General features: G+C 40.4%; 18 protein-coding genes and 1 pseudogene. 3 read left to right on the forward strand and 16 right to left on the reverse strand.

Annotation, left to right across the window (positions count from 1 at the left end; all coding sequences use genetic code 11):
- Nucleotides 1-92 precede the first annotated feature (92 nt).
- Nucleotides 93-575, forward strand: a complete 483-nt coding sequence (locus AX662_RS06575) for a glutathione peroxidase (protein WP_060971963.1) — start codon at nt 93-95, stop codon at nt 573-575.
- 105 nt (nt 576-680) lie between these two features.
- Here AX662_RS06575 and AX662_RS06580 read toward each other — a convergent pair whose 3' ends face one another.
- From AX662_RS06580 to AX662_RS06650, 15 genes are all read right to left on the reverse strand, one after another.
- Nucleotides 681-941 carry a SemiSWEET family transporter gene (locus tag AX662_RS06580; RefSeq protein ID WP_002885327.1) on the reverse strand — a complete coding sequence of 87 codons (261 nt, stop codon included), beginning with the start codon at nt 939-941 and terminating at the stop codon, nt 681-683.
- A 295-nt stretch (nt 942-1,236) separates the two neighbouring features.
- The gene (locus tag AX662_RS06585; protein ID WP_060971964.1) at nt 1,237-2,382 is read right to left on the reverse strand and encodes an FtsX-like permease family protein; all 1,146 of its coding nucleotides are present in this window, start codon (nt 2,380-2,382) and stop codon (nt 1,237-1,239) included.
- A gap of 3 nt (nt 2,383-2,385) precedes the next feature.
- Nucleotides 2,386-3,066 (reverse strand): ABC transporter ATP-binding protein, encoded by a 681-nt coding sequence (locus AX662_RS06590; RefSeq protein WP_060971965.1) that lies wholly within the window; start codon nt 3,064-3,066, stop codon nt 2,386-2,388.
- Complete coding sequence (locus tag AX662_RS06595; RefSeq protein WP_060971966.1) at nt 3,063-3,638, reverse strand: TetR/AcrR family transcriptional regulator; 576 nt, start codon at nt 3,636-3,638, stop codon at nt 3,063-3,065. Before AX662_RS06595 ends, AX662_RS06590 begins: the two co-directional genes overlap by 4 nt.
- Before the next feature lie 148 nt (nt 3,639-3,786).
- On the reverse strand, nt 3,787-4,710 hold the full coding sequence (locus tag AX662_RS06600; RefSeq protein WP_060971967.1) for an aldo/keto reductase: 924 nt from the start codon (nt 4,708-4,710) through the stop codon (nt 3,787-3,789).
- A 97-nt stretch (nt 4,711-4,807) separates the two neighbouring features.
- Nucleotides 4,808-6,022: an ABC transporter permease gene (locus AX662_RS06605; protein WP_060971968.1), complete on the reverse strand. Its 1,215-nt coding sequence runs from the start codon at nt 6,020-6,022 to the stop codon at nt 4,808-4,810.
- Nucleotides 6,019-6,912: an ABC transporter ATP-binding protein gene (locus AX662_RS06610; RefSeq protein WP_021153540.1), complete on the reverse strand. Its 894-nt coding sequence runs from the start codon at nt 6,910-6,912 to the stop codon at nt 6,019-6,021. Before AX662_RS06610 ends, AX662_RS06605 begins: the two co-directional genes overlap by 4 nt.
- Nucleotides 6,913-6,923: 11 nt before the next feature.
- Nucleotides 6,924-7,727, reverse strand: a complete 804-nt coding sequence (locus AX662_RS06615) for a DUF3169 family protein (RefSeq protein WP_173018562.1) — start codon at nt 7,725-7,727, stop codon at nt 6,924-6,926.
- On the reverse strand, nt 7,724-7,933 hold the full coding sequence (locus AX662_RS06620) for a helix-turn-helix transcriptional regulator (RefSeq protein WP_002885361.1): 210 nt from the start codon (nt 7,931-7,933) through the stop codon (nt 7,724-7,726). Before AX662_RS06620 ends, AX662_RS06615 begins: the two co-directional genes overlap by 4 nt.
- A gap of 5 nt (nt 7,934-7,938) precedes the next feature.
- Nucleotides 7,939-8,253, reverse strand: coding sequence for a hypothetical protein (locus tag AX662_RS06625; protein WP_060971969.1), 315 nt, complete (start codon nt 8,251-8,253; stop codon nt 7,939-7,941).
- A 503-nt stretch (nt 8,254-8,756) separates the two neighbouring features.
- Nucleotides 8,757-9,359: a nitroreductase family protein gene (locus AX662_RS06630; protein ID WP_060971970.1), complete on the reverse strand. Its 603-nt coding sequence runs from the start codon at nt 9,357-9,359 to the stop codon at nt 8,757-8,759.
- Nucleotides 9,360-9,495: 136 nt separating this feature from the next.
- Complete coding sequence (locus AX662_RS06635; RefSeq protein WP_060971971.1) at nt 9,496-10,350, reverse strand: VOC family protein; 855 nt, start codon at nt 10,348-10,350, stop codon at nt 9,496-9,498.
- A gap of 133 nt (nt 10,351-10,483) precedes the next feature.
- Nucleotides 10,484-10,933 (reverse strand): Rrf2 family transcriptional regulator, encoded by a 450-nt coding sequence (locus tag AX662_RS06640; protein ID WP_049553619.1) that lies wholly within the window; start codon nt 10,931-10,933, stop codon nt 10,484-10,486.
- A gap of 179 nt (nt 10,934-11,112) precedes the next feature.
- Entirely contained in the window at nt 11,113-11,976 is an 864-nt protein-coding gene (locus AX662_RS06645; RefSeq protein ID WP_060971972.1) for an alpha/beta hydrolase, read from the reverse strand.
- Nucleotides 11,963-13,255 carry a PTS sugar transporter subunit IIC gene (locus tag AX662_RS06650; RefSeq protein WP_048675316.1) on the reverse strand — a complete coding sequence of 431 codons (1,293 nt, stop codon included), beginning with the start codon at nt 13,253-13,255 and terminating at the stop codon, nt 11,963-11,965. Before AX662_RS06650 ends, AX662_RS06645 begins: the two co-directional genes overlap by 14 nt.
- Before the next feature lie 248 nt (nt 13,256-13,503).
- On the opposite strand from AX662_RS06650, the gene AX662_RS06655 reads away from it, so the two are divergent.
- Nucleotides 13,504-14,424, forward strand: coding sequence for an ABC transporter ATP-binding protein (locus AX662_RS06655; protein WP_059749207.1), 921 nt, complete (start codon nt 13,504-13,506; stop codon nt 14,422-14,424).
- A 4-nt stretch (nt 14,425-14,428) separates the two neighbouring features.
- Nucleotides 14,429-15,184, forward strand: a complete 756-nt coding sequence (locus tag AX662_RS06660) for an ABC transporter permease (RefSeq protein ID WP_060971973.1) — start codon at nt 14,429-14,431, stop codon at nt 15,182-15,184.
- 54 nt (nt 15,185-15,238) lie between these two features.
- Here the strand turns inward: AX662_RS06660 and AX662_RS10380 are convergent.
- Nucleotides 15,239-15,457 (reverse strand): annotated as a pseudogene (locus tag AX662_RS10380) (IS3 family transposase); the annotation flags it as partial.
- Nucleotides 15,458-15,472: the final 15 nt, after the last annotated feature.

Raw genomic sequence — 15,472 nt, forward strand, 5'->3', positions numbered from 1 at the left:
TGGGGAAATGCTAAAAGCTCTACTGTAAGAGTACATTTCTTATGTCTCTATTTTTGCTATAATAGTCTCAAACAAATAAAAGGAGATTTTCTATGACATCCTTATACGATTTTACAGTTTCAGATCAAGCTGACCAACCCGTGTCTCTCAAAGACTATAAGGGCAAGGTCGTCTTAATCGTCAATACAGCAACAGGATGTGGTTTGACGCCACAATATCAGGGCTTGCAGGAACTTTATGACAAATACAAAGACCAAGGATTCGAGATTCTTGATTTTCCTTGTAATCAGTTTATGGGACAGGCACCTGGTAGTGCTGAAGAAATCAATACCTTCTGCACCCTCAATTACCATACGACCTTCCCTCGTTTTGCCAAAATCAAGGTCAATGGTAAGGAAGCAGAGCCACTTTTTAAGTGGCTTAAAAAAGAAAAATCTGGACCCCTTGGGGCTAGAATTGAATGGAACTTTGCTAAGTTTCTGATTAACCGTGAGGGACAAGTCGTCGAACGCTTTTCTTCCAAAACTGATCCACTAAAAATGGAAGATGCTATCAAGGTTCTTCTTAATAACTAAAAATAAAACGAGAGTGAAACTAAAACGACAATCTTTGACTGTCGCTAGTTCTGCTCTCGTTTTATGCGTTAAGAAAAATAGTATAGAAAGAAATTTTGCTTTATTTTAGAACAAAGCTGTCAATGCTGTAATTAAACCAAAGATAATACCTGGTGCATTGGCCGCAGCAAGGGGAAGGTCACGTTCTTTTTTAAAGAGACCATAGTAAACCCAAAGGCTACAGTTGACTGCAGCTACCAATGGTTGGATAAAGTTTCCTTTATGACCAGACAAATTGTCCATGATTTGTGGTACGTATGATACATACATCATAACTGACATGAAGGTTGCCACCCAACCAAGGGTTTTCATTTGTTTATCTGACATTCGAGACTCCTCTTTCATAAAATTCTTTTTGCCTTGTACATCTAGAAATATTTCAAGACATGTTTTAAAGCACTAAAATTAAAACAGTGTCTATCATACGCTTTAACAATAGAGAATGCAAGAATTTCGGGACAATGTTAAGAAGATGTAAACTATCACAAGATTGTGATAGTGCATTTAGTCTCTTATGTAGCGTTTTCATAGTAGAAAAAGACCTCTTAAAGAGGTCTAAAGTCAATCAATCTACTATTTTTTCTCATCAAAAAGCACTGATATTAAGGATTACTGTCATAAATCATTCAGCTAAGAGCACTTCTTTGATGGTTTGCTTTTGGAGTTTTCTGTTGGATAGATAAAACAGGCTTTCATAAACCACAGCAAAGCCAAGCAAGGTCCAGAAGCAAACATTCCAATCAAAGCTATGCTCAATCTTTTCAGGAACTGTATCTTTGATTACACCAATCAAGATTTCCATGATGCCATATTGATAAACCGTCCCAAGAACAAATCCTATATAGGCCCAAAAACGATAGGGAGCGAGAATATGACCTTGGCATTCACGATCGGTGTAGCCAAAAGCCTTCATAAGAGCCAAGGTTTCACGACTTTCTGAGACGACAATCCCCAATGACAAAAAGAGAATCGAGAAAGAAAGGATCAAGCCAATCATGATCATCATGGTTTGGATGATATCATCTGTGTAATCCCTGAGGCCAAAGGACAATTGAACCATGGCCGCAAAACACATGGAGCCAAAGACTACAAAAAACAAGATCGATTTTCTCCCCCATATCAGTGACGAGGACAGCTCTTTTAGGAAGGATTTGTCTTTCTTGGGAGCCCTCTTTCTCCTTTTGACCTTGATCGGACTTGGAGACTTTTTCAATAAGCGAAGAGCCGGTGTTTGTAGTTGTCTTCTAGCATACCCAATCGCGAGAAGCATAAAGAAGGTCGTTGGCAGGATCACCAAAGCAAGCAAGAGCTGCCAGTGAAAATGAATGGTGATTTCTGGCAAAATCCCCTTCTCATTACGGAAGTCATAAAAATGTCCCATCATGAGAAATGAAGCAAAATAGCCAAGAAGCGCTCCAGCTCCAAAACTGAGTCCAAAGGCCCAAAATCGTTTAGCCAACTGGCCATTGCTATAGCCCAAAGCCTTTAAAATTCCTAATTGTTCCTTGTGGTCGTCGACAAATTGTTTGATATAAAAACACATGAGAAGGACCGACGTCAAGGACAAGACGACTCCACTGACCATGGCCACCATCCAGGAAAGCGCAACCTGGGCATCATAGTAGGTCTGAATCATGGGATTGGTTTTAGAAATCTCCAACTGCTCGATATCCAAGTAAAAATTCAAGAAGAGATTGGCCACAAAGACCGCACAGGCTCCAATGATACTGACGACAACTAATTTTCGAATATCTTTTACTGAAAACATGGCTTACCATCCAATCTCATAGGCAGTCTGAGGCTGATCATTGGTCACAACTTCGGTAATCTTGCCACTATTGACACGAATGATGGTTCTAGCCATATCCGCAATATTTTGGTTGTGCGTCACCATGATTAAAGTGAAGCCCAGTTTTTCCTTCAGTTTCCAGATATAGTCGAGAATCTTGCGTCCTGTTTCTTCATCGAGGGCTCCCGTCGGCTCATCTAAGAAGAGAATCTCTGGCTTTTTGGCCAAGGCCCGAGCAATGGAGACTCTCTGCTGTTCCCCACCAGACAATTCACTCGGATACTTGTCCAGCTTATCGCCAAGCCCCAAATCCTCGATGATCTGCAAAAAATCATGATTGTTTGCCAGGTCAGCTCCCATCTTTACATTTTGTCTAACCGTTAGATTCGGCAATAGATAATACTGCTGGAAAATAAAGGCAATCTTCTCACGTCTAAAGGCCGTCAATTGAGCATCCGTAAATTGTGATAAATCTTGTCCTTGAATGAGGATATGCCCTTCGTCTACCTTTTCTAAGCCTGACAACACATTTAAGAGAGTTGATTTCCCTGATCCAGAAGGGCCGAGGATAACCACATCATCCTGGTCTTGAATTTGCAAATCAATCCCCTTTAAAACCTTGGTTTGGCCGTAGCTTTTGTGCACATTTTCTAGTTGAATCATTTCTTTCCTACCATTTCTTTGATGAGAGATTGACAAACTTCTGTCAGTAATCCAATCACTTCTTCCATGCTGAACTGGTAAATACCAGAAGCAACCATAGAGGCCATCCCATGCGAGTAGATAAATAGATGCTGGTACAAGCGACTAGCCTCCTCTAGAGTCAAAGGATAGTCTGCGACAATCGAATCCAGAACCATTTGGTAACTATGATCCTTCATGGGAAGAAAATCTTGAAAGCGACGAATCGGATCTTTGCTAGGATTTTGGAAAAGCAACTGAAAGAGTTGGGGCTCATTTGATGCGAAAAGGATATAAGCAACCCCGACAGATCGAAAAGGCTTTTCATCTTCTAAGGCCTTGCGAATATACTCCACCACCACCATCTCCGCAGCACCAATAACCTCTGCTTGTAACTCAGCCATATTAGCAAATTGCCCAAAAATGACTCTTGGTGTGGCTCCCAGTTTCTCCGCTAATGCTCTAGCAGTTAAACTAGCCATTCCCTCTTCTCTCACCAATTGTAAAGCTGCCCCAATGATAGCCTCTTTACTAAATTTAACCTTGGGTGGCATAATACTCCTTTTGCGCAACATACGTTGCGCAACACTTGTTGCCTAAAAGATATCATAAAAAGGAAAGGCTTGTCAAGAAAAAACTGAAGACCACAAAACAAAAAACCAGACTACCGATTAGAGTGGAATCTGGTTTGATAACAAGATTCTAAGGCAAATCATTTCCTGCAGCCAGGTAGATTTGGTACCATTCCTTGCGGGTCAAATTCACCTCTGCTGCTTTCCCTGCTTCAAGGACATGCTGGGGCTTGGTCGTTCCGATGACGGCCTGCATCTTACCCGGATAGCGGAGGACCCAAGCAAGAGCGATAGCTGTCGGAGTGATCTGGTATTTTTTCGCCAAGTCATTGAGGACGTGATTGAGAGCCGCAAACTCTTCCTTGCCGACAAAATTCCCCTTGAAATAGCCATGCTGGAGGACAGACCAGGCCTGAATCACCGTATCATTTAAGCGACAATATTCAAAGACACTGCCATCTCTCATGGCTGCCTTCGGTCCTTCCATATTGACATGAAAACCTGCATCAAAGCTCGGCGTAAAGGCTGCACTCAACTGCAACTGGTTGACCTTGAGAGGTTGTTTGACTGTCGTTTTGAGCAATTCCATCATCATAGGATTTTGATTGGATACCCCAAAATGACGTACCTTGCCAGCTTGCTCCAAGTGATTAAAGGCTTCTGCCACTTCTTCAGGTTCCATGAGGGCATCCGGTCGGTGAAGGAGAAGGCTATCTAAACGCTCAATCTGCAGACGCTCGAGGATGCCATCAACGGAATCCAAAATATAATCCTTCGAAAAATCAAAATAGGTAAAGCCATCTTTGCGAATCCCACACTTAGACTGAATCCACATCTGATCACGAAGATCTGGGCGACGTTTGAGGACCTTACCAAGGAGCTGCTCACACTGTCCATTTCCATAAATATCCGCAAGATCAAAGGTGTTGATTCCAATCGACAAGGCTGCCTCCACCAAGGCCTCGACCTCGTCTTCACTCAATTCGCTAATACGCATCATCCCAAGGACAATCGTTGACAAACGCTCATTTTCAGCAAAATCAATATACTTCATCACTGCCTCCTTTTCTGTATCTCTATTGTAGTGAAAAGGGTTTCAAAAATCAATTGCGAAATAAAAGACCCTCAGCTGTAACTGAGAGCTTGTTTGATTAGCGATAGCTAAGAGCACGTTTGATGGTCTTCCATGGTCCGAGGTCATCGGTCTGAAGGATCAGGCTCGCATAGATACGGGCGATGAGAACTGTTCCCACGATGGTAAAGAGAACCGCAATTCCTAAAGAAGACCAAGATTCAAGACCAGTCGCATAACCATTTATGGTACGGAAAGGCATGAAGAAGGTTGAGAAGAAAGGAATGTACGAACCGATCTTCAATAAGAAGACATCACCGGCACTTCCCAAGGTGGTTACCCCAAGGAAGCTAAAGATAACTAACATCATTAGTGGCGAAATCGCTTTCCCTGAATCTTCAGGTCGTGCAACTGTGGAGCCTAAGAAGGCAGAGAGCACCACATACATAAAGATCCCAAGGATAATGAAGAAGACCGTATTGAGCGAGATTGACTCTGCTAGGTGCTGGGTAATTGGAGAGTTTGGAGCGAGAAAATCCTTGACAACAGGGATATCTGCTCTAAAAATCCAAACAGCTACTAAACCAATCACATAGACAAAAATATGAGTAAAAATCACTCCGAAGAGTCCGAGCATGCGTGCGAAGAAATAGTCGGTTGCTTTGATACTAGAGAAGACCACTTCCATGATCTTAGTTCCCTTTTCACTGGCTACTTCTTGGGCTGTGATACTAGAGTAGAAGATCAATATCATATAAAGCAACATTCCCAGACCACCTGCAACCATGGTTTGCACCATTTTCAAGCCTTCTTTTTTCTCATCAATTTTTTCTTTGAGAGAAACCTGTTGAGACAAGGCCGTCAGTTGCTCTTTGCTTAGATTAGCACGCGCTAGATTGATTCCTTGTTGGACTTGGCTTAATTTCGCAGCGACAAGGGTTTTCAATTCTGTTTTCATGGCTTGGTCGCCCACATAAGTAGCTTCTAGCTGACCATCTTTTTCATCAACTGTCAAGTAAGCAGCAACTTTCTCATCCTTGATGGCTTTTTTAGCAGCAGCTTCATCTTTGTAGTCTAAGGTCAAGTTATCGGTTCCTTTGAGGCTTTCTTTGACAGCTGGCACTTCTGTCACCAAGGCCACCTGATTCTTAGCATCTGTAGAAGAATCCGTCAAATAACCGATTCCGACGCCCAATCCCAAAAAGAGGAAGGGACCGAAGACCATGAAGAGAAAACTCCATGATTTCACTTGTCTGATATAGGTTTCTTTCATTACGACAAACATCTGTTTCATACTTCTACTCCTGATTCAAGTTTAAAGATCTCATCAATAGTTGGGGCTTGGTGGTCAAAGGTCGCAAGGTAGTGGCCCTTGGTCAAGCGATCAAATAATTCTGGTCCAGCTGACGCATCATCCAAGATCAGCTTCCAAGTCCCTTGCTTGGTCATGCTGACCTTGGTCACGTGTGGCAGAGCTTCTAGCTCTTCTTTGCTAAAGTCGTTAGAGACAAAGAGGCGAGTCTTGCCATAGCTATTCCGGACCTCTTGGACAGGCCCTGAAAGGACAACCGAACCATCACGGATCATTAGGATATCATCACACAACTCTTCGACGTTGGTCATGACGTGGTCAGAAAAGATAATGGTTGCCCCACGCTCTTTTTCTTCAAAGATGACCTGCTTGAGCACCTCTGTATTGACCGGATCCAGCCCACTAAAGGGTTCATCTAAAATGATCAATTTAGGTTCATGGATCAAGGTGATGATCAGTTGCACCTTCTGTTGGTTCCCTTTTGAAAGGCTCTTGATTTTATCGGTCAATTTCCCTTTTACTTGGAGTTTTTCCATCCAGGTCGGTAATTTTTCCTTGACCTCGGCGGTGCTCATTCCTTTTAAGGCAGCCAAATAGCGGACCTGTTCAAAAATCGTGAGTTTTGGCATGAGACTACGTTCTTCTGGCAAATAACCAATTTCCTTGTAGGTCTCTTGCGTAATCGCTTTGCCACCTAGGCGAATCTCACCGCTGTAGTCCAAAAAGCGCAAGATGCTGTGGAAAATAGTTGTTTTCCCGGCACCATTTTTCCCAACTAAGCCAAGGATATGCCCTTGTTGAGCTGTCAGATCTACTCCGAAGAGAACCTGCTTATTCCCAAAGCTTTTTTCTAAATTTCTAATTTCTAACATGGATGACTCCTTTACTCTTTATAATAACGTTTGGTAATCTTGTATTGTGAGACCAAGATATAGAGATAAATCAGTGATACAACTACTAAGGCTAATAAGATATCGGTATGGAAAAAGGTACCAATCAAGAAAATTCCAATTAAAGCAAAAGGCAAGATATAATTGCTTAACTTAATGATAATTTCATAGTTTTCCTCGTAGCTAATCTGCTTTTCTGCTTCATCCATCATACTCATCATAAATTCCCGCACTTCTTTGGCATTAGCATTGCGGGGAATCGATTTTCCATAAATCAGATGGAAGGTCTTGCGAAAGAAGATATCCGATAGGAAAAATAGGGCAATCAAGATAAGAAAGAGATAGAGCATGGTAAAATCTCCAAAGATAAAAAACAAGTTTCCTGTTCCAGGTCTATCCATAGACATCAATTGACTATAAAATATGACGACTAAAAAGTATGGTAAAATCAAGATTCCTTTAAAAATGGTTGCTAAACCATAAAGTTTTTTCTTTTGAACGTCATAGTGATATGCCTCATCTTCATCTTCTATTTGAAGCATCTTTTGATGGACTTTTCTTCCCCACATCAGTAAGCCCATCGTAATCATAAACACAATCAGGAATAAAACTGCAGAACCCAAATAGAGTACTTCTGTACTAAAGAAAGATTGAATTTCAATTGGCTTTTCTGATCCGAACATCCCTGTCAAAACTCCGATAACTCCTCCGATCAAACCAGAAACTGTAATGATCCCTACATTTCTCCAAAAACGGTAACGTGGAAATCTTTTTTGTGGTTGCTTTTTCATAATCATTCCTCTTCCTCTACTAGACTAAAAACATTTTCCACAGGCTCTTTGAAAACCTGGGCGATGGTGATGGCAATAATAACCGAAGGAGTATATTCCCCCCGTTCCAAGAGACTGATGGACTGACGCGAGACCCCTGCTAGCTTGGCTAGCTCAGATTGGTTGAGCCCATCACGCGCCCTCAACTCTTTCAGACGATTTTTTAATCTCATGATGACTACCTCAATTGCTGAATTAATTCAACATCTTCAATACGAACTAATTTTGTCACCCTATGTTGTTTAATGCCCTCACGGCTTAATTTAACCCAATCTTCATCACAATCAACAATTTCCCAATTACTTCCAAAACCATTTAGTCTAATACTGACCGTTTGTCCTTTTAATTCTTCTAAAAGTCTAGACATTTCTTGATTTCCTTTCAATTGTTTTTCCAATCGTCTGATGCGTCTGTTCAATCCTTTTATCTTCTTTTCTGAGCTTGCATAAACTATAAGCAGAAAAGGGATAAATAGAATCCATATGGCTCCCATAAGAATACCTCTCCTTCCTTCGTCTAAAACTATTGTAACGCTTCTTTTTATTTTTGACAAGCATCTTTGTCAAAAATAAAAAGAACATTGTCAAAATCATTGGAAATAAAATATAAGCAGCTCACCTTTTCAAACCTTTTAATGTATCTCTCCTTCGATAAACGACTTGGAAAAATTGATGTGAAAGATACCGCTAAGAAAGTACCCAAAACCAAATAATTTTAGATACTCAGAGGTTTGGAGAACTGTCTTAACCTGAGCCTAAAAATAAAAAATCGAGGGCTCAAACTTTACTCATGAAACTTCGGAGAAGATCGCTGACATTTGCTATCACCTAAGGAAAGTTTCAAAATTCAAGCTATACATTTTCTTAGGCATTACTAGTTTTGAAATAGAAAAAACTAGCAAGATTCTTCAATCCTGCTAGTCATTTGTCTTATCATTATGATTTTGTTCAGTCAGTATGTAGCCTACTGGCAAGCTGACTGACTAAATTAAAGTGATTATTTGTCGCCAAAAACTTTGAAACGACCTTCTGTCTGGATGTCTTTATCTCCTGCTGGTGCAACGATTTGACCAAATGGCGCTTGAGCACGGAGTTTCCAGTTAGCTGGAATGTCGTATTTTTCAGCCAATTGGGCATCCACAAGTGGATTGTAGTGTTGTACGTTCATGCCGATATTCTTCTCAGCCAAAGCCAACCACGTCGCATAAAGGGCGATTCCGTGACCTTGCTCTGACCAAATTGGGAAGTTTTCAGCGTAAAGTGGGAATTGCTCTTGAAGGCCTTTCACTACATCTTGATCTTCATAGAAGAGGATTGTTCCCTTAGCTTGGGCAAAACCTGCCAAACGTTCTTTTGTTGCCTCAAAGGCTTCTGCTGGCGTTACTTTTTCAAGCTCTGAATAAGCAATCTCATTCCAGAAAGCATCTGATTCTTCATCCAGCAAGATAACCACACGTGATGTTTGTGAGTTAAAAGCAGTTGGTGTGTTAAGAACCGCTTCTTGGATAGTATCAATCAATTCTTGATTTGAAAGTTCCACATCTTTTCCCAATGCATAGATAGAACGGCGTTTTGTTTGTAAATCTGTAAAGTTTGTCATCGTTATTTCCTCTTTCTTTGTGATATATGTTAATTGTTAAAATTGTTAAGTTTATTTGTAATAACTTTGATTACAATAACTATTATATAGATCCTTAATATAATGTCAATGGTTACGACTTAAAAATCACTAATTGTTAATATTTTTTTCTTATCCGTGTCAAAATACCATCATTATCCTCCAAGATTAACGCATTAGAAGATAGCCATTTGACCTCTGCTCCACAATTCTTAGCACGTTCTGCTATGGTAATCAAGTCTTCTTTGTCTTCTACTTCAAGGACGTAGTAGGCAAGACCATTCATCTCTTTGTCACGTTTGGCTAAGTTTTTGCCACCCCATTCATTGACAGCCAAATGGTGATGGTAATCACCTGAAGCAATCCAACTAGCACTTGAAATGGTAAACTTATCTGCCAGCTCCAAAACATCCTGATAGAAAGCCGTTGCTAGCTGACTATCTTTGACCGATAAATGAATATGCCCCATGCGAGTATCCTTAGCTATCACAAAAGGCTCAACCTTGCGTCCCATCTCGTAAATTTCTTGAGCTGATAGTTCTTCTGTTACACCAACGATGCGACCATCCTCACGAATATCCCATTCAGCAACAGGCTTGTCTCTATAGAGCTCAATACCATTGCCTTCAAGGTCTTCCAAATAAAGGGCTTCACTATAACCGTGGTCAGCTGCACCGACAAATGGATAGTCTAGCTCAGCAATATGTTTGAAAACATCTGCCAAATCCTCGCGAGATGGCAATAAAATTGCCATATGGTAGAGACCATAACTAGACTTGACCGCTTCCTCACGATTGGTTTCAATCAAGTGAACTAGCGGCTTGTTTCCAGCTCCCAAAACAACTTCTGTTGCAGTTTGAGATAGGATTTCAAGTCCTATAATCTGTGTATAAAAGGCCGTCTGACGTGCCAAGTCCTTTACATTAAGTACTGCCTCCGCGACGTAAATCTTACTATTGTAGTCGTATGTCATATGTTTTTCTCCTTTGTTGTAATCATTTATATGACATTATTATACTTAGTTTTATTGTAATGTCAATTATTACAACCTGAAATTAAAAAGAAACCGAAAAACTTTCGATTTCTTATAGTTTAAAATCTAAAAATCAAGCTCCAGCTTCTTTCCAGTTGGCCTTAGCATCCTTTAAAATACCAGCCAAAGTTTTCTTTTCGAGTTCTTTTTCCATTGCCATTTGAACGTCTTCTAGGCTCTGATCCAAAATCCCATGGATATTACGTCCTACTGGACACGCTGGATTAGGATTGTCATGAAAACTAAAGAGTTTGCCACTTGGACCGATGCTATCCACCGCACGATAAACCTGCAAAAGGTTAATCTCCTCTGGTGCTTTGGCTAATGTGGCTCCTCCACTTCCCCTTTGAACTGAAATCAAGTCTGCTTTCTTCAGTTGCGACAAGGTTTTGCGGATAATAACTGGATTAACCCCCACACTACCTGCCATTAAATCACTGGTTAGCTTAGTTTCATTTCCCTTATTTTGTGCTATAAGGGTCAAAATATGAACAGCAATGGTAAAGCGACTTGGTATTTGCATATCAGGACCTCTCATTCATCTTTTTCTTTTCAATTAATTATAACAAAACCAACGTTGTAAAACAAGGAGTTACAACAACTTAAAGAGTTAGTCTTACTCTAAAAAATAGAGCCATCGTAGACTCTATTCTTTTGTATTTGATAATAACTAACTAGACTAATAATACATAGTATTCTAGGTTATTGAGGTTCTAGATTGGTCTTTTGCTTCTTACGAACACCTTGTCCTTCGATATGTTGTTTGATTAGTTCCACTACTTCATCATTGGTTGGTAAATCCGAGTGTTGGGCATCTTCACCTGTAACAGTGATTTCAGTATAACTTTTTGCCTGATTCTGATAGATATATTTCCCAGCGGACACACTAGCATCGGGAACCAATTCGTCCGAATCATAGGTGATAGTTCCCGCTACCGAATAGACATGTAGGGTAGCCGGAATATTCTCCTTAGCAGCTATAAAGTCTGCTAGCATGACCGATTTATTTTTAATATTGGTTTCAGTGAAATTATAGGGCGTTCCGATAGTCATCAAAGAATTTATCTTGACATCGTAGTCGCTAAGATAATTTTCAATAAAAGCCGTATAAATCAAGCCACCATTTGAATGCCCCAACCCTTTAAAATTATTGAAATTGTATTTATTCTGCAAGGCTTCAAATGCCTGATTCATCATCTTGGTTTGTTTCTTGATATTGTTATAGCCATCTTTGTTATTCTCAAATCCAATAACAATGACTGGCTCGTTATCCTTATCCTTGATTTTACCCTCAAAGGTGATACGCCCATTGTTCCAAACCTTAACCTTGAGGAGGCTATGCTTGACACCAGGACGGTCTTGATTGAGTTTACGTACTAGGCCGTCGAATCTATTTTCCGTAGCGGAGCTCCCTGGAATCATGATAATGGGAGACAATTTTGAATTATAGAAAGTCTCTATTTCCTTGACATTTTTCCTAGTCCAACTATAGGATGGGACGGCTAGCCCAATGAGAAAGAAAGCAACAAGGATAAAGACCAACTTAGTTTTTTTATTTAGTTTCAATGCTCTCTCCTTCCTCTTTTAGACCGTGTTGTACTTTATTAGACAGACGCACAAATGGAATAAAGATAACAATGTCGACTGCAAAACAGAGCAGACTAACAGCAAGAGCTCGTAAACTACCCCCAGTTCCGATAAAGGCGAAAAGAAGACTTGGTGTACCATCTGGAACTGGATAAACCGCAGCTGGCATAAGATGAATAGCCAAGGCCACCGCAGCAATGCCCATATTGATTATAGGTGCCAGTAGGAAAGGAACCAGATAAACTAAATTAAGCAAGACTGGTATCCCCACCATAAATGGAGCCCCATTGTTAAAGAGACTAGGAAAGACACTTAGAAGACTCACCTTCTTATCCTTATAACTGGTTGATGCTAAAAGCAGAGCCACCAAGAGGGCTAGCCCTGAGCCAATGCCAGCAACCAAGCCATAACTATGATAAAGATTTGTTAGTGTGTAAAGGTGGGGAAGCCCAGTCGTCGTATGATGGGAAACAGCATAGGTCAAATTTTCCAAGGCAAAACTATCCTCGGCAATTGAATTTAGGGCAAAAGCCTGACTATTTCCAATCCAAGCAGAAAAAGTGTTCAAAAGTCCCATCATAAAGGTTGAGAACAGGTGATTATCAGTTACAGTAAAGGTAGAGGTAACCTGCCTAATCGTCAGAAAAACATTATCTTGCTCTCCAATCACAAAGAGAATGTTAAGTCCAATAGCTAAAATGAGTGACAAAAAAATGGGACGGACGGTCTTTGGTTGATAAATATAGTCCTTGTCCACAATCTGATCATCACTAGCTCTTGAAAAGCGAAAAATCTGGCCAACCAGATAGCCCACAAAGATAGCCAACATAATGTTGATTGATGCCGGTAAATTGATGCGAGTCAAAACACCATCGTTTAGCGGTGACAGCAACAGCTCCTGCGATCCTATAATTAAGCTAACCAAAAGGGATGTCACACCAGCTGTACCAGTACTTCTACCATAGTGACCAGCTGTGTATTTTCCTGCAAAGTAGGTTGATAAGGGCCCGGCTAAGCCACCAAGAAAGTTGGAAAGATTAATGAGCACCTGCCCAGTTATCTTAAAGGCCGGTAACCAGTCAGAAACTGAAAACAATTGGTTAATATAACCAAGCTCCGAAAAGACAGATAGTGAAATCACCCGAATAATTCCTGAAAATAGGAAAAAGGGAAAGAGCGAAACCAAGGTTTTCTGCGTAATTTGGACGAAGCCTCGCTCACGAAACCAGAGAAACCTCTGGACCAAATAGTTTGTCATAAAAGACTCCTAGTAAAAGGCAAAATAAACTTTACATTCAACGTTTTTCTTCATTATAACACAAAGATAGAGGCCTTACCTTAATCGTGGGTTAAAGCACACACTATCAGAATTTAGTCACCACCATTTTCATGATTTCTTGAAAAATTTAAGAAATATTTGAGAATTTCTTGATGTTTATTTAATGACTTTATACTACAATAAAGATGAAAAGAAAGCGGTATCAAATAAGCGAAAGGAGGCTTATCATGAAAAAGGTACTTGAGGTCAGACATCTGACTAAACGTTACGGCCAACACCTAGCACTCGACAATGTAAACCTGACCTTAGAAAAGGGTGAGGTCTATGGCCTTATCGGAAGAAACGGGGCAGGTAAGACAACACTGATTAAAGTCATCACTAAACTCATCCGCCCTAGCCAAGGCAGTGTTTCCCTCTTCCACTCCGCTTCCAAATCAGAGTGGACTCACGCACTGAAACGTGTTGGTTCTGTGATTGAAACACCAGTTGCCCTGAATCATCTCAATGCACGTCAAAACCTACGTTACTACTGCAAGATTCATCACGTTCCAAATCCTGACAAGGTCATTGATGAAATCCTTGATACAGTTGGACTTGGACACACTGGCAAGAAAAAATTTCGTAGTTTCTCACTGGGTATGAAGCAACGTCTAGGTATCGCTATTGCACTGATTGCAAAACCAGACCTACTTATTTTAGATGAACCGATTAATGGTCTCGACCCAGTTGCTATCAAAGAATTCCGCCAAATGATTAAAAAATTGAGCGAAGAGCAAGGTATGACAGTTCTCATCTCTAGCCATATCTTGTCTGAACTCTATCAAGTTTCAACCCGCTTTGGCATTATTGATCACGGTCACATCATCCGTGAAATCACTAAGGACGAATTCGAACATCTCAGCGAAGACTATATCGTTCTTAAAACTAACCAATTAGCCCTGGCTAGTCGCATTCTCCAAGACCAACTCCATCAACACTTCAAAGTGGTTAACAGCGACAATGAAATTCATATTTTTGACAAATCCCATGTTATAAAGGCAATTGTCAAAGAGATGGTTAAACAAGAAGTTGACATCGATGAAATTTACTACAAACGTCAAGACTTAGAAAACTACTTCACACAACTAGTAGATTCAGAAAGGAGGTAGAGCCATGTTACACACTATTCACGCCGATTTCTATCGACTCTTCCGTTCTAAAGGATTTTGGATTTCTGAAATTATCCTAGCCCTAAACATTATTTCTGGTGTCCTATTGGGAGGCACAGGGCATGTAGGCGTAGAAACTGGGGCAAAACAAGCCGTTAAAAGCGCCTCTTCGTGGACTGGTGTCGGATCACTGATTAATTACTCTAGTAGTATCTCCATGACAGTCCTCTTCACTTTAATTGTGGTCTCTATCATTTTGGGTGTTGATTTAGCACAAAAATTGTACAAGAATAATCTCACCTCTGGCATTTCACGGAGCGGGTTCTTCTTCGCCAAGGCAACCGTCATTGTAGCTATCACTTTAGGACAACTCCTCCTGTCTTACGGCCTTGCCTTTGTTCTAGGTACTCTTTGCCACGGTCTTGGAACTGTACCTGATCACTTTGTTAGAAACTTTGCCTTAACTTTCCTTCTCCAATTCTTGTGTAATCTAGCTTGGGTAAGTCTGACCACAGTTGCCCTCTACCTCACACATTCTATCGTGACAACCTTTGTGACTTACACCCTTGGTTTAGTAGCTTTAACCGTACCAGCAGCAATCTTCCCTAAAGTAGAAATTTTGAAATACTTGTCAATCAACTTTAATTACGGCATGACTGCAGATAAAACTATCATTCAAAATACTGCAATCGTGGCAGTAGGATTTATCCTAGCATTCACAACACTCAGCTTGATTACTTTTGAAAAACAAGATTTGTGAAAACAAAAATAACATCATGCAAACTGTTCTAACCTAAAAAGTTGGCCAAATAATTTAAGTAAAGGATTTAGTTCTGTGTAGTACAGGGTTAAGTCCTTTTAATTTTACCTTTATTCGTTTGTTGTAATAATCAATATAGTCTAAAATAGATTGTTTCAGTTGGTTAAGCAACCGAAATGCCTTCTCATAACTGTAAAAAATTTCGAATGTCGTAAAGACAAAGAAAGATTCCATCATATCATTGTCTAGGCAGTTACTCTTACATGAGATGGACGGTTATAGCAATCT

Origin of the sequence: Streptococcus sp. CCH5-D3, from assembly GCF_001556435.1 — a bacterium.
Lineage (GTDB): Bacteria > Bacillota > Bacilli > Lactobacillales > Streptococcaceae > Streptococcus.